We start from the raw sequence: 25,801 nt of genomic DNA on the forward strand, positions 1-25,801 counted from the left end.
AAACCCAATGTCGAAGCTCAAGCTGTTCGGAGTGGTGCTGCCCGCCGCCTTGCTGGCCACCGGCGCCTTTGCGGCGGACGAGACCATCGCCGTCTTCACGAAGAACCAGACCAACCCCTATTTCCAGACGGTGCGCGTGGGCGCTGAAGCCGCCGCCAAGGCGATGGGCGCCAAGGTGGTGCACTACATTCCCACCAAGCCCGACTCCATCCCCGAGCAGCTCAGCCAGATCGAGGATGTGATCGTGAAGAAGCCGAGCGCGATCGTCTTCGTGCCGGTGGACTACAAGGCCATGGTGCCCGGCGTCGAGCAGATCAACGATGCCAAGATCCCCGTGGTCAATGTCACGGACCGCAGCGCCGGCGGCAAGTTCCTCGCCTTCGTCGGCGCGGACGACTACAGCCTCGGCCTCGAGACCGGCCGTTATCTGCTCAAGGAGATGGGCGGCAAGGGCAATGTGGTGATCCTGGAAGGCGTGAAGGGCTCGCTCACCAATGTGGATCGGGTGCGGGGCTTCAATGATGCGCTGAAAGAATTCAAGGACGTGAAGCTGCTCGCCAGCCAGCCGGCCAATTACCAGCGCCTGCAGGGGCTGCAGGTGATGGAAAACCTCATGCAGTCGCATCCCCAGATCGACGGCGTGCTGGCCGCCAATGACGCCATGGCCATCGGCGCCATCGAGGCGCTGGACGGGGCCAACCGCAAGGCCAAGGTGGTCGGCATCAACGGCACCAAGGAGGCGGTGGACGCCATCAAGTCCGGCAAGCTGCTGGCGTCCGGCGATTACAACGGCTTCCTCCAGGGCTGCATCGGAACGATGGTTGCCATCCGCGCCCTGCGCAAGGAGACCATCGTCAATGAGGTGGTGCTGAAGCCCACCGTCGTGAATGCCTCGAACTACAAGCCCTATGACGTGCCGCTGGAGAGCCGTTCCTGCCCAAGCTGGTCGGATGCGGCCGCTCTGTCCGTCAAGACCAACTGAGACGGCGGCCGTCGTCTCGCTTTGAAGAGAGAAGAGGGCGCTTTCCCGATGGCCTGTACCGGAACCCGCTCCGGCCGTCGGGAGGCGCTTTCGCCCCATGGAGCCTGTGCTGATGCTGTTTGCCATTCATGCCGTTGACCGCGATGGCGCGCTTTCCGAGCGTCTTGCCCATTACGACGCCCACAAGGCCTTTCTCTCCGACACGTCGGCCTTCGGCGTGCGGATCGTGATGTCCGGGCCGCTGGTGAGCGATGACGGCCAGACGATGATCGGAAGCCTCTTCCTCATCGAGGCGGAAGACCGCGCCGCGGTGGAGCGCTTCCACGCCGCAGACCCGTTCAAGAAGGCGGGCATCTGGGCTCGCGTCACCATCACTGGCTTCATCCGCCGTCAGGGCTGAGGCCCGCGCCTAGGGCGGAGCCTCATCGCCGGATGAGCTCCGCGACCCGTTTGGCTAGCTTATCGATATCGAACGGCTTGGTGACGACCGCCATGCCCGGTTCCAGACCGTCCTCGTACAGGCCGGAATCGTGCACATATCCGGTCACGAACAGGACTTTCAGATCGGGGCGGGTGACGCGGGCGGCGTCCGCAAGCTGGCGTCCGTTGAGGCCGGGCAATCCCACGTCCGTCAGCAGCAGGTCGATGGGCTGGTCGGACTGGAGGATCCTGAGGCCATCGGGCCCGGTCGAGGCCACGAGCGTCTCATAGCCGAGCGCGCCAAGGGATTCCGTGACCAGCAGCCGGACCGCAGGCTCGTCCTCGACGATCAGGATGGTCGCCGCGTGCTTGATCGCTTCCGCGCGATCGGCATCGCCCCCGGCGGGCACGATGGGCCGGGCATCTTCCCGCGAGCGGGGGATATACAGCGAGACCACCGTGCCTTGCTGCTCGACGCTCTCGATCAGGACGGTTCCGCCGGATTGCTGGGCAAAGCCGTAGATCATGGAGAGGCCGAGGCCCGTGCCCTTGCCGAGCGGCTTGGTGGTGAAGAAGGGCTCGAAGGCCTTCGAGATGACATGGGCCGGCATGCCGTGCCCCGTGTCCTCGACCTGGAGCAGCACATAATCCCCCGGCGCCGGGAGCGCCACACGCCCGAGATCGGCGGGCTCGACACGGACATTTTCCGTCCGGATGGTGAGCGTTCCGCCGTCCGGCATGGCGTCCCGCGAGTTGATCGCGAGGTTGAGGACCGAGCTCTCCAACTGGTTGGGGTCGCAGCGGGCATTCCAGAGATCCTCCTCGGTCTCGATCCGCAGGACGATCAGTTCGCCGATGGACTTTTTGATGAGGTCCAGCATGCCCACCACCAGCTGGTGCGCCTGCACCGGCTGCGGATCAAGCGACTGCCGGCGCGCAAAGGCGAGCAGGCGTTGGGTGAGCGAGGCCGCACGCTCGGCCGAACTCGTGGCGATGGTCAGGAAGCGGTCCACATCCGACGGCCAGTCGGGCTTGATCCTCCGGCGCACCAGATCCAGCGAGCCGATGATGCCGGTTAGCAGATTGTTGAAATCATGCGCGATGCCGCCGGTGAGTTGGCCCACCGCCTCCATCTTCTGCGCATGGCGCAGCGCTTCCTCGGCATTGGCGAGTGCGGCGGCCTTGGCCTTCTCCTCGGTAACGTCACGCCCATAGCCATAGACGAGGCCATCCTCCATGGCAGTGTTCCACGAGATGTGGCGCACCTCGCCGTCCGCCGTCTGGAAGCGGTTCTCGAGGCCCGTCAGATAGGAGCCCGACATGGCCTTGCGGAGCGCCTGATGCGCCGGCTCCAGATCGTCGGGGTGGATGAAATCGGAAAAGCTCCGGCCGACCACGGCTTCGATGGGGTGCTTGAGGATGCGGGTCCAGGACGGGCTGACGGACTGGAAGACGCCCGCTGCGTCCACCGTCACCAGAAGATCGCGGGAGTTGGTCCAGATGCGATCGGCCCGGCGGCGCTCGGTGGCCAGCGTCGCCACATTGGCGAGGGCGCCGCTGATCTGGCCGGCGAGGAGATTGGCGAGATCGGCGACATTCTCGCCGCGCTGGCGAAAGGGATTGAGGCCGAGGATGAGAAAGCCGGCGGCAGGCCGGCCGGCGGCGCCGGGAATGGGCACGGAGAGCGCCTCGCGCGGCCGCGCGGGCCAGTCTCCGGCGGGATAATCCACGTCTGGCGGCAGGGCGAAGCTGATGCCGTTCGCCGGCGGATCATCCGGCCAGGGCCCGTTCAGCAGATGGGCCGCATCCGCAGAGCAGGCGACAGCCTGCCGCGTGCTCCCGTCGCCGAGGAACAGAAGGGCGAAGGGAAAGTCCCGCCGGTTGGCGCCGAGCACGGCACAGACCGCAAGGCTCACTTCGTCCCGCGAGGTCACACCTACCAATGCCGTACCGAGCTGCCGCAACGTGCTGAGCCGGCGGTCGCTGATGACTGGCCGCGTGACCTCGGTCACGATGCATAGCAGGCCCTCTACAGCCCGCTCAGCTCCATAGAGCGGGCTGTAGGAGAAGCTGTGGTAGGTCTCCTCCGGATAGCCGCTGCGCTCCAGGATGAGCATCAGGCTGTCGTTCCAGGTGGCCTCCCCGGCGCGGACCTTGGCCACCTGATCGGCCACGTCGTCATAGACCTCGGCCCACACCTCGCGGAACGGCCGCCCCAGCATGCTGGGGTGCTTGATGCCGAGCGTCGGGATGTAGGCATCGTTGTAGAAGAAACGCAGATCCTCGCCCCAGCCGAGCCACATCTCGAAGCGCGAGGTGAGCAGCATGCGCAGAGGGATGGTCAGCCCGTCCGGCCACGTGCTCGGGCAGCCGAGCGGCGTCGCGGACCAGTCATGCTGGCGCATGAGCTTGGCCATGGCGCTGTCACCGGGGAAAATATCGTCCAGATCTGGCGTCGATCTTCCCACACGGCCCCCCAAGATGAACGACTGTTCGGCATTGCTGCCAGGCTCAAGGATGAACAACGCAGAGCCGGTCAAGAGGTTCTGTTATCGCGCGATCTTAGAAGTGCCGAGGCGTCCGGTCGATGCCTTTCGGAGGCGCAGGATGTGGACTGCAGAACACAGATGCGCGGGTCCGTCTCCTTGGCGGTGCGCCTCGCGGGACGCCAGCGCGGGGCGACATCGCAGGAACGTCTTGCGGATTCGCTACATTCCCTCACCCTGACGAAAGGCGCAGATGACATCGAGCCGTGACGGCCGGCGCGCCTTCGGTTCCGTGGGAGGAGACGCCATGACCAGCCCCAAGAACATGATCTGTCTGTGGTATGAGCGCGATGCCGAGGCGGCGGCCCGTTTCTATGCGCAGACCTTTCCCGACAGCGCGGTGAAGGCCGTTTACCGCGCACCAACGGACTATCCGGCGGGCAAGGCGGGTGATGTGATAACCGTCGAGTTCACGGTGGCCGGTCTTCCCTGCCTCGGCCTCAATGGCGGCCCGGTCTTCCGGCACAACGAGGCCTTCTCCTTCCAGATCGCCACCGATGATCAGGCGGAAACCGACCGCTACTGGGATGCCATCGTCGGCAATGGCGGACAGGAAGGCGCCTGCGGCTGGTGCAAGGACCGCTGGGGCATTTCCTGGCAGATCACGCCTCGCGTGCTCACCCAGGCGGTGGCGGCGGGCGGCGAGGAAGCCAAACGCGCCTTCACCGCCATGATGCAGATGAAGAAGATCGACATCGCCGCCATCGTGGCCGCCTGCAAGGACTGAACCGTCCGCCGGGGCTGGGGCGGTACCGATCAGCCGCGCGGTGGGCCGCTTCCGGGCGGAACGGCTGACGCCTCCGGTGCAAGGCCGGGGTCCGGCTGGTCGATCAGCGGATCGGGAGCGGCGAAGCGGGCGAGGGCGGGAGGAGTGGTGAGCATCACCTTTCCGCCCTTGGTCTCCACGCCATAAGCGCTCAGTGCGGCGAAGGCCCGCGAGAGGTTCTCCGGCGTCATGCCGAGCCGGGCAGCGAGCGTGCGCTTCTCGCAGGGCAGTTCGATGCGCCCGCTGCCGCCCTGCTCGGTGTCCGCACGCAGCAGCCAGTTGGCGAGGCGCTCGGCAGACGAGCGCAGTTTCAGGCCTTTCAGGTCGCGGATGGTGCGGCGGTAGTCGCTGGCGAGCTCCATCACGATGGCGCGCATGAAAGCGGGCTGCCGTTCCATGGCCATGCGCACCTTTTCCGCCGGGATGAGCAGCACCTGTGCCTTGGTGAGCGTACGCGCCGATTGCAGATACACCTGGTCGTTGAGCACAGCCGCGAGAATGAAGAGGCCGACCGGCCGGATCAGCTCGATGGTGGTTTCCCGGCCGGCGCTGGTGGCGAACATCTCGACGGTGCCTTCCATAACCACATGCAGGAAGTCGGCCCGTTCATTCTCGCTGATGAGGACGATGCCCGGCGGGAAACGCTGGAGATAGGCGGTCTCGAGCAGATCGGCGAAGGCGGCGTCCTCAAGGCTGCGAAACAGAGCCAGCCCCCGCACCACCACGGCATCCTCGACTCGCATGGTTCAGTGTCCATCCTCTTTCGTCGCGCCTTTGCCGGTCGTTTGACAATTATCAATTGATGCAAACATCAAAGTCAAGTCATCGTTGATATAAGATCAAGTGCGTCTTCCCCATATTTAAATACTGAAGCCATTTCCATCTTCTATTGAAGAGTTCTGATTCAAATCAAGGAGAGCTTTGGTCGTCGGCGGAATTTTGCCGCTGCGCAGAACGGATGCGCGGACGGCGCGAGAGCAAAAATGCCAGCGATCCACGATGTCGACCGGGGCGAGCAGCGCAGGGCGCTCGCCATGAGCACGGTGTCCTTCACCGTGTGCTTTGCGGTCTGGACCATCTTTTCCATCATCGGCATCTCCATCCGCAAGGAGCTGGGTCTCAGCGAAACCCAGTTCGGCCTGCTGGTGGGAACGCCCATCCTCACCGGCTCGCTCATCCGGGTGGTGCTCGGCATCTGGACGGACCGCTATGGTGGCCGCCTGGTCTTTACCGCCACCATGCTGGCGGCGGCCGCCGCGACCTTCCTCCTCTCCCATGCCACCACCTATCCGCAGATGCTCGCGGCGGCGCTGGGCGTTGGCATTGCCGGCGGCTCGTTCGCGGTGGGCGTCGCTTATGTGTCGCGCTGGTATCCGGCGGGCAAGCAGGGCACCGCGCTGGGCATCTTCGGGGCCGGCAACGTGGGCTCGGCCGTCACCAAGTTTCTCGCGCCCTTCGTGCTGGTGGCCTTCGGCTGGCAGATGGTGGCGCAGGTCTGGGCCGCCGCCCTTGTGGTGATGGCGGCCATCTTCTGGTTCACCACCAACGACGACCCCGTTCAGGCGGAACGCCGCCGCACCGGCCTGCGCCCCAAGAGCGCCTGGCTCGAGCTTGAGCCGCTGAAGAACGTGCAGGTCTGGCGCTTCGCCATCTATTATTTCTTCGTCTTCGGCGCCTTCGTGGCCCTCGCGCTCTGGCTGCCGCAATATCTCATCAACGTCTACGGCCTCGACATCAAGACGGCCGGCATGATCGCCGCCTTCTTCTCGGTGCCGGCGAGCCTGTTCCGCGCCTATGGCGGGCATCTGTCGGACGTCTATGGCGCGCGGCGCGTCCTTTACTGGACGTTCCTCGTCGGCATCGCCGCCACCTTCGTCCTGTCCTATCCGCCCACGGACTATGTGGTGCACGGCACCAACGGCCCGATCGCCTTCCATATGGAAATGGGGTTGGTGGGCTTCACGGTGAGCGTGTTCGTGCTCGGCTTCTTCATGGCTCTGGGCAAGGCGGCGGTCTACAAGCACATCCCCGTCTATTATCCCGACCACGTGGGCTCCGTCGGCGGCCTTGTCGGCATGATCGGCGGTCTCGGCGGCTTCGTCCTGCCCATCCTGTTCGGCGTGCTCCTCGACCTCACCGGCCTCTGGACCAGCTGCTTCATGGCGCTGTTCCTGCTGGTGTCCGGTGCGCTGGTGTGGATGCACCTCGCCGTGCGCCAGATGGAGCGCGAGGCGGGGGGCGAGACCCTCGCCCGCCTGCCGCAACTGCCCGAGATGCAGGGCCTGCCAGAGCCGAAGGTGACCGCGGTTGCGCCCAAGGCGTCGGGTGCCGTGCTCACCGACTGGCGGCCGGAGGATCCGGAGTTCTGGGCCAAGACCGGCCGCGCCATCGCCCGCCGCAACCTCTGGCTCTCGATCCCCGCGCTGCTGCTCTCCTTCGCCATCTGGCAGGTGTGGTCGGTGGTGGTGGCGAAGCTCCCGCTGGTCGGCTTCACCTACAGCACGGACCAATTGTTCTGGCTCGCCGCGCTGCCCGGCATTTCGGGCGCCACGCTGCGCATCTTCTACTCCTTCATGGTGCCCATCTTCGGCGGGCGGCTCTGGACGACGCTCACCACCTGGTCGCTGATCATCCCCGCGCTCGGCATCGGCTATGCGGTGCAAAACCCGGACACGCCCTATGTGGTGCTGCTCATCCTCGCGCTGCTCTGTGGCTTCGGCGGCGGCAACTTCTCCTCCTCCATGGCCAACATCTCCTTCTTCTTCCCGAAGGCGGAGAAGGGCAATGCGCTGGCGCTCAATGCGGGCCTCGGCAATCTCGGAGTGAGCGTGGTGCAGTTCGTGGTGCCGCTCGTCATCACCGCCGGCGTGTTCGGCTGGCTGGGCGGCGATCCGGCCATGGTGAAGGGGCTGGCGGCACCGCTGTGGCTCCAGAATGCTGGCTTTTTCTTCGTGCCCTTCATCGTGCTCTCGGCCTTCGCCTCCTGGTTCGGCATGAATGACATTGCCGATGCCAAGGCCTCCTTTGCCGAGCAGGCGGTGATCTTCCGCCGCGCGCACAACTGGATCATGTGCTGGCTCTACACCGGCACCTTCGGCTCCTTCATCGGCTATTCGGCGGGCTTCCCGCTGCTGGCGAAGGCGCTGTTCCCGGATGTGAACGCCCTTCAGTTCGCCTTCCTCGGCCCCCTGGTCGGTGCGCTCTCGCGCTCCGGCACGGGGTGGCTCGCGGACAAGTATGGCGGCGCCCGCGTGACCATGGGGGCTTTCGTGCTGATGATGATCGGCGTGTCAGGCGTGCTGTGGTTCATCGGCATCCGCGACCAGTCCGGCGCCTTCTGGGGCTTCTTCGCCTCCTTCCTGCTGCTGTTCTTCGCCACCGGCGTCGGCAACGCCTCCACCTTCCAGATGATCCCCGCGATCATGACCAAGGAGATGGCCCGCCTGATGCCCAAGGCGGACGCCGAGGCCCGCCGCAAGCAGGCGGAGAAGGAAAGCGCCGCCATCACCGGCTTCACCGCCGCCATCGCCGCCTTCGGGGCCTTCTTCATCCCCAAGGGCTACGGCACCTCCATCGCGCTCACCGGCGGCCCGGAGGCCGCACTCTGGGCCTTCCTCATCTTCTACGTGAGCTGCCTCGTCCTCACCTGGGCCGTCTACACCCGCAAGGGCGGCCTGCTCCACGACGTCGAGCGCGCCAAGCGCGCCTCCATCCGCCCGGCCGCGGCCGAATAATCAAGGGCGACATCCATGTCCCACTTTCTCGATCGCCTCACCTTCTTCAACAAGACCGTGGACGACTTCTCCGACGGCTACGGCATCGTCACCAATGAGGACCGCTCCTGGGAGGACGGCTACCGCAAGCGCTGGCAGCACGACAAGATCGTGCGCTCCACCCATGGCGTGAACTGCACCGGCTCCTGTTCGTGGAAGATCTACGTCAAGGGCGGCATCGTCACCTGGGAAACCCAGCAGACGGACTATCCCCGCACCCGGCCGGACCTGCCCAACCACGAGCCGCGCGGCTGCGCGCGCGGCGCCTCCTACAGCTGGTATCTCTATTCCGGCGCCCGCGTGAAGTATCCCATGGTGCGCGGCCGCCTGCTCAAGCTCTGGCGTGCCGCCCGCGCCAGGCTCTCCCCCGTGGCCGCCTGGGCCTCCATCGTGGAGGATGCGGACAAGCGCCGCTCCTACATGTCGGTCCGCGGCCACGGGGGCCTTGTCCGCAGCACCTGGGACGAGGTGAACGAGCTCATCGCCGCCGCCAATGCCTATACGGTGAAGGCCCATGGGCCGGACCGGGTCATCGGCTTCTCGCCCATCCCGGCCATGTCCATGGTCTCCTATGCGGCAGGCTCGCGCTATCTCTCGCTGCTCGGCGGCGTGTGCATGTCCTTCTACGACTGGTATTGCGACCTTCCGCCCGCCTCGCCGCAGACCTGGGGCGAGCAGACGGACGTGCCGGAGAGCGCCGACTGGTACAACGCCGGCTTCATCATCGTCTGGGGCTCCAACGTGCCGCAGACCCGCACGCCGGACGCCCATTTCTACACCGAGGTGCGCTACAAGGGTACCAAGAGCGCGGTGGTGAGCCCGGACTATGCCGAGGCCACCAAGTTTGCTGACATCTGGCTCAGCCCCAAGCAGGGCACCGATGCGGCGCTGGCGCTGGCCATGGGCCATGTCATCCTGCGCGAATATCACCTCGACCGGCAGGTGCCCTATTTTGAGGACTATATCCGGCGCTATTCGGACATGCCCTTCCTCGTCCGCCTCGTGGAGAAGGACGGTCGCTTCGTGCCCGAGCGCCTGCTGCGCGCTTCCGACCTGCCTGGCGGGCTCGGGGAGGGGAATAATCCGGACTGGAAGACGGTGGCCATCGACGAGACCACCGGCGACCTCGTCGCTCCTCTAGGCTCCGTCGGCTACCGCTGGGGCGAGCAGGCGAAGTGGAATCTGGAGGAAAAGGACGGCACCGGTCGCGACACCCGCCTGCGCCTGACACTCGCCGGGGACGGCGCCGACATCGCCGCCGTGGACTTCCCCTATTTCGGCGGGCGGGCCACCGAGCATTTCGTCTCGACCCAGCATGGCGAAATCCTCACCCGCCACGTGCCGGTGCGCACCCTTGTGGGCGCCGATGGCGCGAGCGTGAAGGTCGCCACCGTCTTCGACCTGATGATGGCCAATTACGGCCTCGACCGGGGCTTCGGCGGCGAGCATGTGGCGTCAAGCTATGATGCGGACGTGCCCTTCACCCCTGCATGGGCGGAGCGCATCACCGGCGTGAAGCGCGACGCCATCATCACGGTCGCGCGCGAATTCGCCACCAATGCGGAGAAGACCAACGGTCGCTCCATGGTCATCCTCGGTGCTGGCCTGAACCACTGGTACCACATGGACATGGCCTACCGGGGGATCATCAATCTCCTGGTCTTCTGCGGCGCCATCGGCCAGTCGGGTGGCGGCTGGTCGCATTATGTGGGGCAGGAGAAGCTGCGCCCCCAGACCGGCTGGCAACCGCTGGCCTTCGGCCTCGACTGGAGCCGCCCGCCGCGGCACATGAACTCCACCTCCTTCTTCTACGCCCACACCGACCAGTGGCGCTACGAGACGCTGACCGCCGCCGAGATCGTCTCGCCCACCGCGCCGGACGGCGACTGGAACCAGAGCTTCATCGACTACAATGTGAAGGCTGAGCGCATGGGCTGGCTGCCCTCCGCGCCGCAGCTCAAGCAGAACCCGCTGGAGATCGCCAAGGCGGCCAAGGCGGCGGGGATGGAGCCGAAGGATTATGTGGCGCAGGGCCTCAAGTCCGGCGCGCTGGAAATGTCGTGCCACGATCCGGATGACCCGGCCAACTGGCCGCGCAACATGTTCGTGTGGCGCTCCAACCTGCTTGGCTCCTCCGGCAAGGGGCATGAGTATTTCCTCAAGCACCTGCTCGGCACCACCCATGGCGTCATGGGCAAGGATCTCGGCCCCGAGGGCGCGGTGCGCAACCGCGAGGTGGCGTGGCACGAGGAGGCGCCGAAGGGCAAGCTGGACCTGCTCGTGACGCTGGACTTCCGCATGTCCACCACCTGCGTCTATTCGGACATCGTGCTGCCCACGGCCACCTGGTACGAGAAGAACGACCTCAACACCTCGGACATGCACCCCTTCATCCATCCGCTCTCGGCGGCGGTGGATCCGGCCTGGGAGGCCCGCTCCGACTGGGACATCTACAAGGGCCTCGCGAAGGCCTTCTCGCAGGTGAGTGGCGAGGTGCTGGGCGTGGAGGAGGATGTGGTCCTAACCCCCATCCAGCACGACAGCGCCGGCGAGCTGGCGCAGGCGCTGGACGTGCGCGACTGGGCGCGGGGCGAGACCGATCCAGTCCCCGGCCGCACCATGCCGGCCGTGGCCGTGGTGACACGCGATTATCCCAATCTGTATGAGCGCTTCACGGCGCTGGGCCCGCTGATGACCAAGGTGGGCAATGGCGGCAAGGGCATCTCATGGAACACCGAGCATGAGGTGGCCGCCCTCGGCGCGCTCAACGGCGTGAAGGACACGGGCGCCGCCGCCGGCCTGCCGCGCATAGAGACCGACATCGACGCCACCGAGGTCATTCTGATGCTGGCGCCCGAGACCAATGGCGAGGTGGCGGTGAAGGCGTGGGAGGCGCTCTCCAAGGCCACCGGCCGCGAACATGCCCATCTGGCGCTGCCGAAGGAAGACGAGAAGATCCGCTACCGGGACATTCAGGCCCAGCCGCGCAAGATCATCTCCTCGCCCACCTGGTCCGGCATCGAAAGCGAGAAGGTCTGCTACAATGCCGGTTACACCAATGTGCACGAGCTCATTCCCTGGCGCACGCTGACCGGCCGCCAGCAGCTCTATCAGGACCATCTGTGGATGCGGGCCTTCGGCGAGGGCTTCGTGACCTGGAAGCCGCCGGTGGACCTGAAGACCATTGCCGGGGCCAAGGGCGTGAAGCCCAACGGCAATACGGAGATCGTCCTCAACTTCCTGACCCCCCACCAGAAGTGGGGCATCCATTCCACCTATTCCGACAATCTGCTGATGCTAACGCTCAACAGGGGCGGGCCGGTGGTCTGGATCAGCGAGACCGACGCCAAGCGCGCCGGCATTGTCGATAACGACTGGGTGGAAGTGTTCAACGTCAACGGCGCGCTCACCGCCCGCGCGGTGGTCTCCCAGCGCATCGCCGAAGGCATGATGCTCATGTATCACGCCCAGGAGAAGATCGTGAACACGCCCGGTTCCGAGATGACCGGCAACCGGGGCGGCATCCATAATTCGGTGACGCGCGTCGTCCTGAAGCCCACCCACATGATCGGCGGCTACGCCCATCAGGCCTACGGCTTCAACTATTACGGCACGGTCGGCGCCAATCGCGACGAGTTCATCGTGGTGCGCAAGATGGCGCAGGTGGACTGGCTCGAAGGTCCGCTCGCCCCCGATCATTCCCCGAACACCGCGCCGATGGAGGCTGCACAATGAAGATCCGTGCTCAAATCGCGATGGTGCTGAACCTCGACAAGTGCATCGGCTGCCACACCTGTTCCGTCACCTGCAAGAACGTGTGGACCAACCGCGAGGGCGTCGAATACGCCTGGTTCAACAATGTGGAGACCAAGCCCGGCGTCGGCTATCCCCGCGAGTGGGAGAACCAGGGCAAGTGGAACGGCGGCTGGCGGCGCAAGAAGAACGGCCGCATCGAGCCGCGCATCGGCGCCAAGTGGCGCGTGCTCGCCAACATCTTCGCCAACCCGGACCTGCCGGAAATCGACGATTATTACGAGCCCTTCACTTTCGATTACGAGCATCTGCACACGGCGAAGGAGAGCAAGGCCTTCCCCACCGCCCGCCCGCGCTCGGCGGTCAGCGGCGAGCGGATAGAGAAGATCGAATGGGGGCCGAACTGGGAGGAAATCCTCGGTGGCGAGTTCGCCAAGCGCTCGAAGGACGTGAATTTCGAGGCGGTGCAGAAGGACATCTACGGTCAGTTCGAAAACACCTTCATGATGTATCTGCCGCGGCTGTGCGAGCACTGCCTCAATCCGGCCTGCGCGGCCTCGTGCCCCTCGGGCGCCATCTACAAGCGTGAAGAGGACGGGATCGTCCTCATTGATCAGGACAAGTGCCGGGGCTGGCGCATGTGCGTCTCCGGCTGCCCCTACAAGAAGATCTATTACAACTGGTCTTCGGGAAAATCCGAGAAGTGCATCTTCTGCTATCCGCGTATCGAGGCGGGCCAGCCCACCGTCTGCTCGGAGACCTGTGTCGGCCGCATCCGTTACCTCGGCGTGCTGCTTTATGATGCGGACCGCATCGAGGCCGCCGCCAGCGTGCCGGACGAGAAGGATCTCTATCAGGCCCAGCTCGATCTCTTCCTCGATCCCAAGGATCCGGCAGTGATCGCGCAGGCCCGCGCCGACGGCGTGCCGGAGGCGTGGCTCGATGCGGCGCGCCATTCGCCGGTGTGGAAGATGGCCATGGAGTGGAAGGTGGCCTTCCCGCTCCATCCTGAATACCGCACGCTGCCCATGGTCTGGTACGTGCCCCCGCTCTCGCCCATCCAGTCGGCCGCCGCCGCCGGCCAGATGGGGGTGAATGGCGAGATGCCGGACGTGCGCTCGCTGCGCATCCCGCTGCGCTATCTCGCCAATCTGCTCACGGCGGGAGATGAGGAGCCGGTGGCCCTCGCCCTTGAGCGGATGCTTGCCATGCGCGGCTACATGCGGGCGAAGACCGTGGATGGGCGCCTCGACGAGCGCATCGCCGCCAAGGTCGGCCTCACCGGCGCGCATATCGAGGACATGTACCAGGTGATGGCGATCGCCAATTACGAGGATCGCTTCGTCATTCCCACCGCCCATCGCGAATGGAGCGAGGATGCCTACGACCTGCGCGGTTCGTGCGGCTTTTCCTTCGGCAATGGCTGCTCGGGCGGCAGCACGGAGACCAATTTGTTCGGCACCCGCCAGACGCCCAAGGCGCGCAATCCCATGGAGGTGGCGTGATGGCCATCGAAACCCTCGCCTTCAAGGCGCTCTCCGCGCTGCTGACCTATCCGGACGCCGGCCTTGCCGCCGGCATTCCGGAGATTGCGGCCGCGCTCACCGCCGATGGCCTCCTCGGCCGCGACGAGCGGGCGGCCCTCGCGCCGCTGCTGGAGGCGCTTGGCACGCGCGACCTCTATGAGCTTCAGGCGGATTATGTCGAACTCTTCGACAGCTCCCGCAAGCGCTCGCTGCATCTGTTCGAGCATGTGCACGGCGAGAGCCGCGACCGAGGGCAGGCCATGGTGGATCTCGCCGCCCTCTATGAGGCGGGCGGGCTCTGTCTCACCGCCAACGAACTGCCGGATTATCTGCCGCTGTTCCTTGAATATCTGGCCACGCGTCCGCTCCCCGAGGCGCGCGGCCTCCTCGCCGACACGGACCACATCCTCGCTTTGCTGGAAGAGCGGCTCATCGCGCGCGGCTCCGCCTATAGCGCGGTGTTTTCCGCCGTGCGCGCCATGGGTGGCGTCGCCGAGGCCCCGTCCATCGCGACGGAAGACGCCCCGCTCAGCCGGGCGGATGAACTGAAGGCGCTGGATGCCGCCTGGGAGGAGACGGCGGTCGTCTTCGGCCCCGGGGAGGCGCTCGACGGCTGTTCGGTGGACCGCCTGCGCACCCAGATCCGCGCCGCCCAGCGCGACGCGCGCCTTGCCACCGCCTGAGGGAGACGATCCATGTCCGCGCTCAACTCGGCCCTGTTCGGCTGGTACCCCTATCTCTGTCTCACCGTCTTCCTGCTCGGCAGCCTCATCCGCTTCGACCGGGAGCAATACACGTGGAAGACCGGCTCCTCGCAGCTCCTGCGCCGCCGGCAGCTGCGCCTCGGCTCGAACCTCTTCCACATCGGCATCCTCGCCATCTTCGCCGGCCACACGGTGGGCCTGCTGACGCCCATCTGGGTGTTCGATGCGCTGGGCGTCAGCCATTCCTTCAAGCAGGGACTGGCCATCACGGCCGGCGGCATCGCCGGTGTGCTGTGCTTCATCGGCATCTCGCTGCTGGCGCACCGCCGGCTGTTCGATCCGCGCATCCGCGCCACGTCGAGCTTCGGCGATACGGCTATCCTGCTCATCCTGTGGGTGCAGCTCACCCTCGGCCTCTCCACCATCTTCGTCTCGCTCGGCCATATGGACGGGCATGAGATGGTGAAGTTCATGAACTGGGCGCAAGGCATCCTCACCCTCCAGCCGCAGGCGGCGGCCTATGTGGCGGACGTGAACCCCATCTTCAAGGCGCACATGCTGCTGGGGCTCACCATCTTCCTCCTCTTCCCCTTCACCCGGCTCGTGCATGTGTGGAGCGCGCCGGTCTGGTATCTGGGCCGCCCCGGCTATCAGGTGGTGCGCACGCGCTTCGCCCATGGCTCCGGCCAGCCGCGCCGCACGGCATCCGCGCCGGTCGCCGCTCCGGCGCCCCGTGCCACGTCCATTCCCGCACAGCGTCCGGCGGAGTGAAGGCCATGGTTACGCTCGTCATCGACCATGCCGCCACCCGCGCCGATCATTCCCACGACCACCCCCATGAGCACGCGCCGCTGGCACGGGACACGGCGCCCTCGCGGGAGCGGGTGGTCATGTCCCCGGTCAGCGTCAACGGCGTTGCCATTTCCCGCAAGGCCATTGCCGCCGAGGTGCAGAACGCCCCGGCCAAGACCCCGGCGGAAGGCTGGTTCAATGCCACGCTGGCGCTTGTGGTACGGGAACTGCTGCTGCAGGAGGCCCATCGCCTCGGCCTGTCCGCCGAGCCGCGCCTTGAGGCGGACGGCCGGCGGGAGACCGAGGAGGAGGCACTGATCCGCGCCCTTCTGGCGCAGGAGGTGCGCACGCCGGAGGCGGACGAGGCGGCGCTCCGCCGCTTCTACGACAACAACCGGCGGCGTTTCCTGTCCGCGCCCCTCTGGGAGGCAGAGCACATCCTGTGCGCCGCCCCCCGGGAGGACGCGGTGACTTACCAGGCAGCGCGGGAGCGGGCGCAGACCCTCGCGGCTGTTCTGGCCCGTGCACCGGAGCGCTTCGCGGAGCTGGCGCGGGCGCAGTCCGATTGTCCGTCCGCCGGGGTCGGCGGCAGCCTTGGCCAGATCGGGCCGGGCGACACGACGCCGGAATTCGAGGCGGCGCTGAAGGCATTGACGCCGGGCGTGATCTCCGAGCCGGTGGAGACGCGCTACGGCGTTCATCTCATCCGCGTAAACCGTCATGTGGAGGGCCGCACGCTGCCCTTCGTGGCGGTGCGCGATCAGATCGCCGCTTATCTCGCCGACCATGTGACCCGCGCGGCGCATGCCCAGTACATCGCGCTGCTCATCGGCCGGGCGGACATTCAGGGCATCGCGCTCGGCGGCGCGGACAGCCCGCTCGTGCAGTAGGAGGTTGCCATGTTCGGCGCGCTGCTCTCCACGCTTGAAGATCCGCAGGTGTGCGAGCGCCTTCTTTCCACGCTCGATGCGCCGAACCTCTCCGCCCGCCTCACGGCTGCCGCGCAGGCGGAGGGGCGGGCGCCGGCGCAGGTGATGGCGGCGCGGGTCTGGCACTTCCTCGACACGGCCTCGGACGATCATTTCGTCCAGCTCATGGGCATCATGAACCAGGCCCGCGATCCCGGTCTTGCCGCCGTGAAGGCCATCCTCGCCGCCACCTTGCCGGAGGGCGTCGCATGACCCGCTGCGGGCTTGTCGATCTCTTCGGCCGGCGGATCTCCTATCTCCGGCTGTCGATGACGGATCGGTGCGATCTGCGCTGTGTCTATTGCATGGCCGAGGACATGACCTTCGTGCCCCGCAACCAGTTGCTCACACTGGAGGAGCTGGATCGCCTCGCCTCCGCTTTCGCGGCGCGCGGGGTGAGCAAGATCCGCCTCACCGGCGGCGAGCCGCTGGTGCGCAAGGGCGTGATGGACCTTGTGGCGAGCCTGTCGCGCCATCTGGTCTCGGGCCGGCTGAAGGAACTGACGCTCACCACGAACGGCAGCCTGCTCGCCCGCCATGCGGAGGGGCTGGCCCGTGCCGGTGTGCGACGGGTCAATGTGTCGCTCGACACACTTGATGCGTCCCGGTTTCGCACACTCACCCGTCGCGGCACGCTGGGGGTGGTCATGGAGGGGCTCTTGGCGGCGCAGGAGGCCGGGTTGAAGGTGAAGCTCAATGCGGTGGCGCTGAAGGGCAGCACGGAAGAGGAGATCCACGACCTCATCACCTTCGCCCATGGCCGGGGCATGGACCTCACCCTTATCGAGACCATGCCGCTTGGCGATGTGGGCGCGGACAGGACGGACCAGTATTTGTCCCTCGCCACGCTGCGCCGGACCATCGAGACCCGCTGGACCCTGACCGACACCGCCGACCACAGCGGCGGCCCGGCGCGCTATGTGCGGGTGGCGGAGACCGGCGGCCGCATCGGCTTCATAACGCCGCTGACCCATAGCTTCTGCGAGACCTGCAACCGCGTGCGGGTGAGCGCGACCGGCATGCTCTACACCTGCCTCGGGCAGGAGGATCAGGTGGACCTGCGCGCGCCCCTGCGGGCCTGCGAGGGCGACGAGGCGCTCCATGCCGCCATTGATGCGGGCATCCGGGCGAAGCCCCGCGGCCATGATTTCGCGATTGCCCGCAACGGCGCGCCCGCGCTGGCGCGGCACATGTCTGTGCTGGGAGGTTGAACCATGGTGCGCATCGGGCTTCTCACGATTTCGGATCGCGCGAGCCGGGGCGATTATGTGGACCGCTCCGGCCCCGCCATGGAGGAATGGCTGGCGCTGGCGCTAACCTCGCCCTGGGAGCCGGTGCGCCGGGTGATCCCGGACGGCATCGACAGCGTGCGCGCCGAACTGCTGCGCATGTGCGATGAGGAGCGGCTGGACCTCATCCTCGCCTCCGGCGGCACCGGTCCGTCACCCCGCGACCTGACGCCGGAGGCGCTGAGAAGCGTGCTCCACAAGGAGCTTCCCGGCTTCGGCGAAGAGATGCGGCGGGCCAGCCTGAAAGACGTGCCCACCGCCATCCTGTCGCGGCAGACCGCCGGCGTGCGCGGCGCGACGCTGATCATCACCTTGCCGGGCAAGCCGGCGGCCATCGCCACCTGCCTTGAGGCGGTGTTCGCCGCCGTGCCTTATGCGCTCGATCTCATCGGCGCCGGGCGTATCGAGACCGACCCGGCGGTGGTCCGGGCATTCCGGCCGGAGTGACGGTGATGGACGACGTCACCTTCGCCCGCGCTTTGCACGTGCTCGCCGTGCTGCACTGGATCGGGGGGCTCGCCTTCGTGACGCTGGTGGTGCTGCCGCTCTCCCGCGTGCTGCTGGGCGTGCAGGGGGCGGTACTGTTCGAGGCCATCGAGAAGCGCTTCTCCGAGCAGGTGCGCTGGTCGGTGCCGCTCGCCGGCCTCACTGGCCTCTGGATGATCGTGCGCCTCGATCTGTGGTCCCGCTTCCGTGATCCGGCCTTCTGGTGGATGCACGCCATGGTCGGGCTGTGGCTGCTGTTCATGCTGCTGCTGTTCGTCATCGAACCGATCCTGCATCGCTGGGTGGTCAGCATGGCCCGTCATGCGCCGCCGCCGACGCTCCGGCGCATCGCCTTCCTGCATCGGGCCCTGCTGTCCGTGGCCGCGCTGACCGTGGTCGGCGCGGTGGCTGGCGCGCACGGGCTGTTCCTGTTCTGAAGCCATCACCTGAGAGGCTGCCATGGCGCGCACCGCGCAAACCCAGAGGGCCTATCGGGGGCCGGACCTTTGGAGCCGGGGCTTCCGCCCTTTCTTCCTCGCGGCGGGCGTCTGGGCGGGGCTTGCCATCGCCATCTGGCCGGCGGTCTTCCTGGGCGAATTGAGCCTGCCCACCGCCTTCGCGCCGGTGGAGTGGCACGTGCATGAGATGCTGTTCGGCTATGGCGCGGCGGTGGTGGCGGGCTTCCTGCTGACCGCCATTCCCAACTGGACGGGCCGCCTGCCGGTGGCGGGGCGGGCCTTGATGCTGCTCGCCGGCCTCTGGTGTGCGGGCAGGGTGGCGGTTCTGGTCTCGGGCCTTGTCGGCTGGGGCGTGGCGCTGGCGGTCGATGGGGCGTTCCTGCTCGCCTTCGCCCTCCTTGCAGGGCGGGAGGTGATCGCGGGGCGCAACTGGCGCAATGCCAAGGTGGTGGCCGTGGTGCTGGCGCTGGCGGGGGCGAACATGGCCTTCCATCTGGAGGCGCAAGCCACAGGGGCGGCGGCAACTGCCACGCGGGCAGGCATTGGCCTTCTCGTGTTCCTCATCCTGCTGGTGGGCGGGCGCGTGGTGCCGAGCTTCACGCACAATTGGCTGGCCAAGCAAGGCATCGCCCAGCGCCCCGTGCCGTTCGGGCGGGCTGACGGCGTGGTGATGGTGCTTTCCGCCTTGGCCCTTCTCGGCTGGATCATCACGCCGGAGAACCCGCTGACGGGCGGGCTTCTGCTGGCGGCGGGCCTTTCCAATCTCTGGCGGCTCACGCGCTGGCAGGGCTTGCGCATCATGTCCGATCCACTGGTGCTGGTGCTTCATGCAGGGTTCTCCCTTGCCGCACTGGGCTTTCTCGCCGTGGCGGCCCACGCGCTGGCGCCGGATCATCTGCCGTCCGCCTTCGGCCTTCATGTCTGGGCCATCGGGGCGATCGGGGGCATGACGCTCGCCATCATGACCCGCGCCACGCTCGGCCATACCGGGCAGGCCCTGCGCGCCTCGCCGCTGACGGTGGCTTTGTACGTCTGTGTCCTGGTGAGCCTCCTGCTGCGGGCGGGGGCAATCTTCTCCAGTAGCTATTTTGTGATGCTGCTCGGCCTCAGTGCGGTGTTCTGGGTCATCGCCTTTCTGCTGTTTCTCGCTTCCTATGGCCCCTTGCTCTGCCGCCGCTAGAGCATGGCCAAGATCAGATCGGCGCGGACGAAGGCTGCCGCTCGCGCCCGGAGAGACGATGATGACCCAGCCCTTTTCCGCCTCCCTCTCGCGCCGCGCCGTGCTGGCGGGCGGCGTCGCAGCAGGAGCGCTTGCCCTCTCAGGGCGCTGGAACGGGGCGCGTGCGGCGCCGCTAATCACGGTGGAGAGCGTGTCGCTCGACGTGAATGGCAAGGCGGCCAAGGTCTATGCCATTCAGGGGCCTGCGGGGGAGGGCGTGTTCGCGAAGGAGGGCGACCGCTTCGCCGGCGCCATCCTCAATGCGGCTCCCGAGCCGGCGGTCATGCACTGGCACGGCCAGATCTTCGCGCCGCCGGATCAGGACCGCGCCCGTCCCGATGGCGGCGCGCTGGCCTCAGGGGCGAGCGATCAGGTGGACTTTCCGCTGACCCCCGGCACCCACTGGATGCACTCCCACACGCTTTCCGAGCAGCAGCTTCTCGCGGCTCCGCTGGTGACCCGCGAGGCCGACGCCGGGGACGTGCAGGATGTGGTGCTGATGCTCCACGATTTCTCCTTCCGCACGCCGGAGGAAATCCTGGTCGGCCTCGGCGGTGCCAACGGCCATGGCGCCCATGGCGGGCACAACATGGGCGGGACCGGCGGTGCGGCGACGGGGGGCACGTCCGGCGGCGGCATGTCCATGGCCGGCATGGATCATTCCGGCCATAATATGGGGTCTATGGGCGGCATGGGCGCGATGGCCTCTGGCGGAGCCATGAACCATTCGGGGCATTCCATGCCCGGTGGGGCCATGGGCGGGAGCGCCATGGTGCATGCCAATGACGTGGATTACGACGCCTTCCTTGCCAACCGCCGTACGCTCGCCGATCCCCAGGTGGTGCCCGTGGAGAAGGGAGGGCGTGTCCGTCTGCGCATCATCAACGGTGGCACGGCCAGCGCCTTCTTCATTTCCGTCCCAAGCCTGAAGCCCCGCTGCGTGGCGGTCGATGGCACGCCGTGCGTGCCCCTGGAGGCCGCTTTGTTCCCGTTGGCGCAAGGGCAGCGGATTGATCTTGTGGTGGACGTGCCGGCCGGCGGTGGTGCGTTCCCCGTTCTGGCGCAGGTGGAGGCCTCCCCCCGCCGCACGGGGCTCGTGCTCGCGACGCCGGGAGCCTCCGTGGCCCGGATCACGGACACGGCCGACACGGCGCAGGGCCTGCTGTCTCTGGAACTGGAGGGCCGTCTGTCAGCGGCAAAGCCGCTCGCGGCGCGCAAGCCGGACAAGAGCTTCTCACTTCTGCTTGGAGAGCAGCCGGGCTATCGCTGGACCATCAACGGGGCAGTATATGGGGAGGCCCCGCCCTTTGTGGTGAACCAGGGCGAGCGGGTCGAGATGACCTTCATGAACCCCACCAGCATGAACCACCCCATGCATCTGCACGGCCACCATTTTCAGGTGGTTGGCATCGGCACGCGCCGCTTCTCCGGGGCGATGCGTGACACGGTAAACGTTCCGCCGCGCACCCCGGTCACCATCGCGTTCGATGCGGGGCCAAAGGGGGACTGGTTCCTCCACTGCCATCACCTCTACCACATGGCGACTGGCATGATGGGCGTGGTCCGGGTGGCTTAGCTGTTCAGCGCAGGCCCCCGCCCTTCGGCAAAGGGCCTTAGTGCGTGGCTGGCTTGTGCGGCGGGCGGGCGTTGCTGACCTTCGGGTCCGGCGCCTTTCCGATCGTGCCCTGCGCCCGCTCCTTGTACTGCTCGACGTTGAGATCCTTGTCCTCGTTCGGGTCCGGCTTGCCGAGCGTACGGTCGTGCGATTTCGCCATCACGATTTCTCCTGTTGCATCAGGAGAAGAACAAGCGAGAGCAAGGATTGTTTCGGAAACGCGGCGGTGGGGCGTGCGGGAGCGTCGCGCCTATCGCTTCATGTTCAGCACGACATCGAGCATTTCGATGCCCATGCGGACCGTTCTGAAATTGGCCATGAAGCTCGCCTGTGAGGTCACGAGGTCGGTCATCTCCGTGGCCATGTCCACGTTCGAATCTTCCAGATAGCCCGCACGGATGGTGCCGGGGCCCTGGCCGCTGACGAACGTGCGGGCCGGTCCCGAGGCGCTGCCGGGTTGGAAGGCATCCCCGGCCACCGGCGTCATGGCGTCCGGGTTGGCGGTGGTCGCCAGAGGGATGCGATAGAGGGCCTGCGACCGGCCATCGGCGTCGGTTGAGGCGAGCGTGCCGTCCGCGCCGACCTTCAGGGACGACGCTTGCTCGGCGGTGAGCTGCACGGGCGTAGGCGTACTGCCGCCGTTCGGCGTGGCCATCAACGCATAGCCGGCGGCATTTTTGAGCTGGCCGGACTGCGCATCGAAGGCGAAATTGCCGGACCGGGTGAGCAGCGTGTTGCCTTTCCCGTCCGAGACCATGAAGAAGCCGTCGCCCGACACCATCATGTCGGTCGGGGAACCCGTGGCGGAAGCCGTGCCGGCGCTCGAGATGTAATGACGCAGACCCGTCGCGACGCCGGCACCCGCGGGCGCCGATGTGGTCTCGGCCGCCACCTTGCGGTGGCCGGGCGTCCGTGCATTGGCGGTATTGTCCGCAACGGTCGCCACCTTGACGACCTGCGCCCGCAGGCCCGATGCGCCGATGCCGATTACGTCTGCTAACGCCATGACCCTTGTCCGTCTCACCCCGAAGGGCGCGATGGCGGATAACCTAACACATCTCTTCGGTCATTGCTCGCCATGTTGCCGCAAAGGCACCTGCTTTTGACGGCTGTTGCCTCCCGCTTGCGTGCACCGCGTCAGTGCAGGCCACCGACCCCCAGCAGTCGCTCCACCGTGTCCTGATCGGCGGTGAGGGCCTGCGGCGTGCCGGACCATGCCAGACGGCCGCGCTCCAGCACGATCACATGGTCCGCGAAGTCGAGGGCCATCTGGATGCGCTGCTCCACCAGAAGGATGGTGGTGTCGCCGGTGCGGGCGAGCTCTGCGAAGGCCTCCATCAGCTCCTCGCAGATCACCGGGGCGAGGCCCTCCAGCGGCTCGTCCAGCAGGAGGACCGTTGGCCGGCCGAGGATGGTGCGGGCGGTGGAGAGCATCTGCTGCTCGCCGCCCGAGAGCTGCGTGCCGAGGTTGCGCCGCCGCTCCTTGAGGCGCGGGAAGAGCGCATAGGCCTCTTCCAGTGCGCTCAGGGGGCGCTCCTTCAAGCCGACGGACAGGTTTTCCTCCACCGTGAGGCTGGGGAAGATGGCGCGGGTCTGCGGCACATAACCGAGCCCGGCATGGGCGCGGGAGGCGGTGGAGAGGGGGGTGATATCGGCGCCGCCAAGGCGGATGCGCCCGCCATAGCGCTTCGTCTGGCCGGCGAGGCTGGCGAGCAGCGTCGTCTTGCCCATGCCGTTGCGCCCGAGCACGGCAAGGCGCGCGCCCGCCGGCGCGGCGAAGCTCACGCCTTCCAGCACCCGCGTCGGCCCGTAGCCGGCGCTAAGATCCTCCACCTCAAGCGGCGTGGCCGGCATGGGCATAGCTCCCGAGATAGGCTTCGCGCACGCGGTCGTCGCGGGCCACGTCGGCCGGCAGGCCGTCGAAGATGACGGCGCCGGCCGCCAGAACCACCACGCGCTTGGCGAAGCGGAAGACGAGATCCATGTCGTGCTCGATCATCAGCACGGCCAGCGAAGCGGGCAGGCCGGCGAGGGCCTGCTCGATGCGTCCGGTGTCGCTCTGGGGCACGCCGGCGGCGGGCTCGTCCAGCAGCAGCACGCGGGGCTTCAAGGCGAGCGCGATGGCGATCTCCAGCAGGCGCTGCTGGCCATAGGCGATCTCGCGCACCTTGCGGTGCATGAGGTCGTGCAGGCCCAGGGTGACGAGCTGTTCCTCCACCTCCTCCATCACGTCCGGCATGGCGCGAAAGTTGCCGAACATGCGCCCCGAGCGCCCGGTGCGCTGGAGCACGGCAAGCGCCACATGCTCGGCGGGCGTCATCTCCAGGAACAGGCGCGTCACCTGAAAGGAGCGCACCAAACCCCGGCGCACGCGTCCGATAGGATCGAGCCGGTTGACGCTCTCGCCGTTCAGCCGCACCTCGCCCGCATCCGCCTTGAGGGCGCCGGTAACGAGATTGACGAAGGTGGTCTTGCCGGCGCCGTTGGGGCCGATCAGCGCCATGCGATCGCCGGGCCGCAGCGACAGGGAGACGTCATTGGTCACCCTCAGGCCGCCGAAATTTTTCGACAGCTGCACCACCTCGAAGACGGGGGCGGGCGTGTCCTGCGCGCTCATGGGCGGGCCCTCCGGCGGGCGATCCAGTCGGCGGCGGTGCCATAGAGGCCCTTGGGCGCGAACAGCACGGTGGCGATCAGCAGGAGGCCCACCACGGTCAGCCAGTGGAAGGGATTGGCGGCAGAGACGAAGTCCTCGAACAAAGTGAAGACCACCGTTCCCACCAGTGCGCCGAAGAGCGAGCCGGTGCCACCGAGCACCAGCATCACCAGCGCTTCCGCCGACTGGGTGAAGGAGAGGCTGTCGAGGGCCACCACCTGCGTGGAGATGGCGTTCAGCGCGCCGCCGATGCCCGCCACGGCGCCGGAGATGACGTACATCTTCAGCAGTGCCGCCTTGGGCGAGGCGCCCATGGCCTGGATGCGCACCGGATCTTCCTTGATGCCCCGACACAGCATGCCGAAGGGCGAGTGCACCAGCAGCCGCAGGACGATGAGCGTCAGCAGCAGCAGGCCCACCGCATAGAGATAGGCGGTGTGGCCGTAGAGATCGAACTCGAAGCGCCCGAACAGCGGCCCGGCGGTGACGCCCGAAAGGCCGTCGCTGCCGCCGGTCCAGCCGGAGGCCTTGTTGGCGAATTCGTGGAAGAGATAGACGAGCGCGATGGAGAGCACGAGCTGCGGCAGGCCGTGGGCGCGCAGGATCACCACCCCGCATACGAGGCCTGCGAGTGCCCCGCCGAGCAGCCCGATGCCGGTCATGGCCAGCGGATCCTCGATGCCGTAGCGCGCCGATGCGATGCCCGCCGCATAGGCGCCGGCCCCATAGAGCGCCGCATGGCCGAGCGTCGCGACGCCGCAATAGCCGGTGACGAGATCGAGCGAGAGCACGAGGAAGGCGATGGCGATGAGGCGGGTGAGCAGCGCCAGATTGTCCGGGAACAGCAGATAGCCGAGCCCGGCCAGCGCCAGCAGGAGGGCGAAGGCCAGCGGACCGGCGCCGAGAGCCGGGCGGCCTGCTGCGGCGGCGAGAGGGGCGGTCATGGTGCGGTCCATCCTATTTCGCCCTTGCGATCAGCCCGCGGGGGAACAGGCACACGATGGCGATGACGGCGAGATAGAAGAAGAACTCGCCATATTCCGGTGAGAGATAGCGCCCCGTGGTGTCGATGGCGCTCAGCAGCAGGCAGGCGAGGAGCGCGCCGGGAATGGAGCCGGTGCCGCCCACCGACACCACCACCAGGAACGTCACCATGTAGCGCAGGGCGTAATAGGGCTCGACCGGCAGCAGTTCGGCACCCACGACGCCGCCGAAGGCCGCGAGCCCCACCGCCGCCGCGAAGCTCACCGCATAGACCACCTGCGTGCGCACGCCGAGAGCGGCAGCCATGGCGGCATTGTCCACCGAGGCGCGCAGCTTCACGCCGAAGCGGGTCTTCTCGATGAGGAACCACAGCGCCGCCGCGACCGCGAGCCCGCACACGATGGCGAACACCCGCTGGGCCCCGATGGTGCGGAAGCCGAGGTCGACGGGCTCCCGCAGCGTCTGGGGCAGCGGAATGGTCTTCAGTGTCGGGCCGAACACATAGTTGGCGATTCCGATGATGCAGAAGGTGATGCCGATGGTCATCAGCACCTGCGTCAGCTCCGGCGCGCCATAGATGCGCCGGTAGAGCAGGCGTTCGATGGGGATGGCGATGGCCACCGTGCCCACCACCGCCAGCAGCACGGCGACCCCGTAGCCGAGGCCGAGGTCGCGCGCCGCATAGGAGGCGATGTAGCCGCCGATCATGGCGAAGGCGCCGTGGGCGAGGTTCGTTACCCGCATCAGCCCCATGGTGACGGAGAGGCCGATGGAGATGACGAACAGCACCATGCCATAAGCCAGCGCATCGACGCCGATGCTGAGCACCGTCTGCATCAGTTCGTCCTTGTCTGCGGCGTGCGG

At 67.0% G+C, this 25,801-nt stretch carries 23 protein-coding genes; 15 read left to right on the forward strand and 8 right to left on the reverse strand.

The window, feature by feature from the left end:
• Window positions 1–7: 7 nt before the first annotated feature.
• Together DFO45_RS23795 and DFO45_RS23800 are read left to right on the forward strand one after the other, a co-directional pair.
• Window positions 8–982, forward strand: a complete 975-nt coding sequence (locus DFO45_RS23795; protein ID WP_166657242.1) for a sugar ABC transporter substrate-binding protein — start codon at window positions 8–10, stop codon at window positions 980–982.
• A gap of 112 nt (window positions 983–1,094) precedes the next feature.
• A complete protein-coding gene (locus tag DFO45_RS23800; RefSeq protein WP_043880123.1) occupies window positions 1,095–1,382 on the forward strand; it encodes a YciI family protein in 288 nt (95 codons plus the stop codon).
• A gap of 22 nt (window positions 1,383–1,404) precedes the next feature.
• On the opposite strand, the gene DFO45_RS23805 is transcribed toward DFO45_RS23800, so the two are convergent.
• Window positions 1,405–3,819: a PAS domain-containing protein gene (locus DFO45_RS23805; RefSeq protein ID WP_133866815.1), complete on the reverse strand. Its 2,415-nt coding sequence runs from the start codon at window positions 3,817–3,819 to the stop codon at window positions 1,405–1,407.
• A gap of 376 nt (window positions 3,820–4,195) precedes the next feature.
• Here DFO45_RS23805 and DFO45_RS23810 point away from each other — a divergent pair, with 376 nt between their 5' ends.
• The gene (locus DFO45_RS23810; RefSeq protein ID WP_133866816.1) at window positions 4,196–4,675 is read left to right on the forward strand and encodes a VOC family protein; all 480 of its coding nucleotides are present in this window, start codon (window positions 4,196–4,198) and stop codon (window positions 4,673–4,675) included.
• Window positions 4,676–4,704: 29 nt separating this feature from the next.
• Here DFO45_RS23810 and DFO45_RS23815 read toward each other — a convergent pair whose 3' ends face one another.
• Window positions 4,705–5,457, reverse strand: coding sequence for a cyclic nucleotide-binding domain-containing protein (locus DFO45_RS23815; RefSeq protein ID WP_133866817.1), 753 nt, complete (start codon window positions 5,455–5,457; stop codon window positions 4,705–4,707).
• A 240-nt stretch (window positions 5,458–5,697) separates the two neighbouring features.
• Between DFO45_RS23815 and DFO45_RS23820 the strand changes: the two genes are divergently transcribed.
• The 12 genes from DFO45_RS23820 to DFO45_RS23875 all read left to right on the forward strand — a co-directional run bounded on the left by DFO45_RS23820 (window position 5,698) and on the right by DFO45_RS23875 (window position 21,258).
• Entirely contained in the window at window positions 5,698–8,448 is a 2,751-nt protein-coding gene (locus DFO45_RS23820; protein WP_166657243.1) for an MFS transporter, read from the forward strand.
• 15 nt (window positions 8,449–8,463) lie between these two features.
• On the forward strand, window positions 8,464–12,222 hold the full coding sequence (locus DFO45_RS23825) for a nitrate reductase subunit alpha (RefSeq protein ID WP_133866818.1): 3,759 nt from the start codon (window positions 8,464–8,466) through the stop codon (window positions 12,220–12,222).
• Window positions 12,219–13,745: a nitrate reductase subunit beta gene (narH, locus tag DFO45_RS23830; RefSeq protein WP_133866819.1), complete on the forward strand. Its 1,527-nt coding sequence runs from the start codon at window positions 12,219–12,221 to the stop codon at window positions 13,743–13,745. The genes DFO45_RS23825 and narH overlap by 4 nt, the downstream gene beginning before the upstream one ends.
• Window positions 13,745–14,449, forward strand: coding sequence for a nitrate reductase molybdenum cofactor assembly chaperone (gene narJ / locus DFO45_RS23835; protein ID WP_133866820.1), 705 nt, complete (start codon window positions 13,745–13,747; stop codon window positions 14,447–14,449). The genes narH and narJ overlap by 1 nt, the downstream gene beginning before the upstream one ends.
• Window positions 14,450–14,461: 12 nt before the next feature.
• Entirely contained in the window at window positions 14,462–15,241 is a 780-nt protein-coding gene (gene narI, locus DFO45_RS23840) for a respiratory nitrate reductase subunit gamma (protein ID WP_133866821.1), read from the forward strand.
• Between the two features lie 5 nt (window positions 15,242–15,246).
• Entirely contained in the window at window positions 15,247–16,152 is a 906-nt protein-coding gene (locus DFO45_RS23845) for a peptidylprolyl isomerase (RefSeq protein WP_133866822.1), read from the forward strand.
• A 9-nt stretch (window positions 16,153–16,161) separates the two neighbouring features.
• Window positions 16,162–16,443, forward strand: a complete 282-nt coding sequence (locus DFO45_RS23850) for a hypothetical protein (RefSeq protein WP_133866823.1) — start codon at window positions 16,162–16,164, stop codon at window positions 16,441–16,443.
• Complete coding sequence (gene moaA, locus DFO45_RS23855) at window positions 16,440–17,441, forward strand: GTP 3',8-cyclase MoaA (RefSeq protein WP_133866824.1); 1,002 nt, start codon at window positions 16,440–16,442, stop codon at window positions 17,439–17,441. The genes DFO45_RS23850 and moaA overlap by 4 nt, the downstream gene beginning before the upstream one ends.
• A gap of 6 nt (window positions 17,442–17,447) precedes the next feature.
• Window positions 17,448–17,966 (forward strand): molybdopterin adenylyltransferase, encoded by a 519-nt coding sequence (gene mog / locus DFO45_RS23860; RefSeq protein ID WP_133866883.1) that lies wholly within the window; start codon window positions 17,448–17,450, stop codon window positions 17,964–17,966.
• 5 nt (window positions 17,967–17,971) lie between these two features.
• Window positions 17,972–18,442 carry a hypothetical protein gene (locus tag DFO45_RS23865; RefSeq protein ID WP_133866825.1) on the forward strand — a complete coding sequence of 157 codons (471 nt, stop codon included), beginning with the start codon at window positions 17,972–17,974 and terminating at the stop codon, window positions 18,440–18,442.
• 22 nt (window positions 18,443–18,464) lie between these two features.
• Complete coding sequence (locus DFO45_RS23870; RefSeq protein ID WP_133866826.1) at window positions 18,465–19,643, forward strand: NnrS family protein; 1,179 nt, start codon at window positions 18,465–18,467, stop codon at window positions 19,641–19,643.
• 61 nt (window positions 19,644–19,704) lie between these two features.
• On the forward strand, window positions 19,705–21,258 hold the full coding sequence (locus DFO45_RS23875) for a multicopper oxidase domain-containing protein (RefSeq protein ID WP_133866827.1): 1,554 nt from the start codon (window positions 19,705–19,707) through the stop codon (window positions 21,256–21,258).
• A gap of 37 nt (window positions 21,259–21,295) precedes the next feature.
• On the opposite strand, the gene DFO45_RS25040 is transcribed toward DFO45_RS23875, so the two are convergent.
• From DFO45_RS25040 to DFO45_RS23900, 6 genes are all read right to left on the reverse strand, one after another.
• Entirely contained in the window at window positions 21,296–21,457 is a 162-nt protein-coding gene (locus tag DFO45_RS25040; RefSeq protein ID WP_158304102.1) for a hypothetical protein, read from the reverse strand.
• Between the two features lie 90 nt (window positions 21,458–21,547).
• Window positions 21,548–22,303: a flagellar hook basal-body protein gene (locus DFO45_RS23880; RefSeq protein WP_133866828.1), complete on the reverse strand. Its 756-nt coding sequence runs from the start codon at window positions 22,301–22,303 to the stop codon at window positions 21,548–21,550.
• Between the two features lie 131 nt (window positions 22,304–22,434).
• Complete coding sequence (locus DFO45_RS23885; RefSeq protein ID WP_133866829.1) at window positions 22,435–23,151, reverse strand: ABC transporter ATP-binding protein; 717 nt, start codon at window positions 23,149–23,151, stop codon at window positions 22,435–22,437.
• The gene (locus DFO45_RS23890) at window positions 23,132–23,914 is read right to left on the reverse strand and encodes an ABC transporter ATP-binding protein (RefSeq protein WP_133866830.1); all 783 of its coding nucleotides are present in this window, start codon (window positions 23,912–23,914) and stop codon (window positions 23,132–23,134) included. The genes DFO45_RS23885 and DFO45_RS23890 overlap by 20 nt, the downstream gene beginning before the upstream one ends.
• Window positions 23,911–24,897 carry a branched-chain amino acid ABC transporter permease gene (locus tag DFO45_RS23895; RefSeq protein WP_245518247.1) on the reverse strand — a complete coding sequence of 329 codons (987 nt, stop codon included), beginning with the start codon at window positions 24,895–24,897 and terminating at the stop codon, window positions 23,911–23,913. Before DFO45_RS23895 ends, DFO45_RS23890 begins: the two co-directional genes overlap by 4 nt.
• Before the next feature lie 13 nt (window positions 24,898–24,910).
• Entirely contained in the window at window positions 24,911–25,774 is an 864-nt protein-coding gene (locus DFO45_RS23900) for a branched-chain amino acid ABC transporter permease (RefSeq protein WP_012169967.1), read from the reverse strand.
• Window positions 25,775–25,801: the final 27 nt, after the last annotated feature.

This window comes from Azorhizobium sp. AG788 (assembly GCF_004364705.1).
GTDB lineage: Bacteria > Pseudomonadota > Alphaproteobacteria > Rhizobiales > Xanthobacteraceae > Azorhizobium > Azorhizobium caulinodans.

Bases quoted from the DNA above. Each gene is read 5' to 3' on its own strand.
- DFO45_RS23795 (WP_166657242.1), top strand. From the start codon at position 8: ATGTCGAAGCTCAAGCTGTTCGGAGTGGTGCTGCCCGCCGCCTTGCTG.
- DFO45_RS23800 (WP_043880123.1), top strand. From the start codon at position 1,095: ATGCTGTTTGCCATTCATGCCGTTGACCGCGATGGCGCGCTTTCCGAG.
- DFO45_RS23805 (WP_133866815.1), bottom strand. From the start codon at position 3,819: ATGGCCAAGCTCATGCGCCAGCATGACTGGTCCGCGACGCCGCTCGGC.
- DFO45_RS23810 (WP_133866816.1), top strand. From the start codon at position 4,196: ATGACCAGCCCCAAGAACATGATCTGTCTGTGGTATGAGCGCGATGCC.
- DFO45_RS23815 (WP_133866817.1), bottom strand. From the start codon at position 5,457: ATGCGAGTCGAGGATGCCGTGGTGGTGCGGGGGCTGGCTCTGTTTCGC.
- DFO45_RS23820 (WP_166657243.1), top strand. From the start codon at position 5,698: ATGCCAGCGATCCACGATGTCGACCGGGGCGAGCAGCGCAGGGCGCTC.
- DFO45_RS23825 (WP_133866818.1), top strand. From the start codon at position 8,464: ATGTCCCACTTTCTCGATCGCCTCACCTTCTTCAACAAGACCGTGGAC.
- narH (WP_133866819.1), top strand. From the start codon at position 12,219: ATGAAGATCCGTGCTCAAATCGCGATGGTGCTGAACCTCGACAAGTGC.
- narJ (WP_133866820.1), top strand. From the start codon at position 13,745: ATGGCCATCGAAACCCTCGCCTTCAAGGCGCTCTCCGCGCTGCTGACC.
- narI (WP_133866821.1), top strand. From the start codon at position 14,462: ATGTCCGCGCTCAACTCGGCCCTGTTCGGCTGGTACCCCTATCTCTGT.
- DFO45_RS23845 (WP_133866822.1), top strand. From the start codon at position 15,247: ATGGTTACGCTCGTCATCGACCATGCCGCCACCCGCGCCGATCATTCC.
- DFO45_RS23850 (WP_133866823.1), top strand. From the start codon at position 16,162: ATGTTCGGCGCGCTGCTCTCCACGCTTGAAGATCCGCAGGTGTGCGAG.
- moaA (WP_133866824.1), top strand. From the start codon at position 16,440: ATGACCCGCTGCGGGCTTGTCGATCTCTTCGGCCGGCGGATCTCCTAT.
- DFO45_RS23865 (WP_133866825.1), top strand. From the start codon at position 17,972: ATGGACGACGTCACCTTCGCCCGCGCTTTGCACGTGCTCGCCGTGCTG.
- DFO45_RS23870 (WP_133866826.1), top strand. From the start codon at position 18,465: ATGGCGCGCACCGCGCAAACCCAGAGGGCCTATCGGGGGCCGGACCTT.
- DFO45_RS23875 (WP_133866827.1), top strand. From the start codon at position 19,705: ATGACCCAGCCCTTTTCCGCCTCCCTCTCGCGCCGCGCCGTGCTGGCG.
- DFO45_RS25040 (WP_158304102.1), bottom strand. From the start codon at position 21,457: ATGGCGAAATCGCACGACCGTACGCTCGGCAAGCCGGACCCGAACGAG.
- DFO45_RS23880 (WP_133866828.1), bottom strand. From the start codon at position 22,303: ATGGCGTTAGCAGACGTAATCGGCATCGGCGCATCGGGCCTGCGGGCG.
- DFO45_RS23885 (WP_133866829.1), bottom strand. From the start codon at position 23,151: ATGCCGGCCACGCCGCTTGAGGTGGAGGATCTTAGCGCCGGCTACGGG.
- DFO45_RS23890 (WP_133866830.1), bottom strand. From the start codon at position 23,914: ATGAGCGCGCAGGACACGCCCGCCCCCGTCTTCGAGGTGGTGCAGCTG.
- DFO45_RS23895 (WP_245518247.1), bottom strand. From the start codon at position 24,897: ATGACCGCCCCTCTCGCCGCCGCAGCAGGCCGCCCGGCTCTCGGCGCC.
- DFO45_RS23900 (WP_012169967.1), bottom strand. From the start codon at position 25,774: ATGCAGACGGTGCTCAGCATCGGCGTCGATGCGCTGGCTTATGGCATG.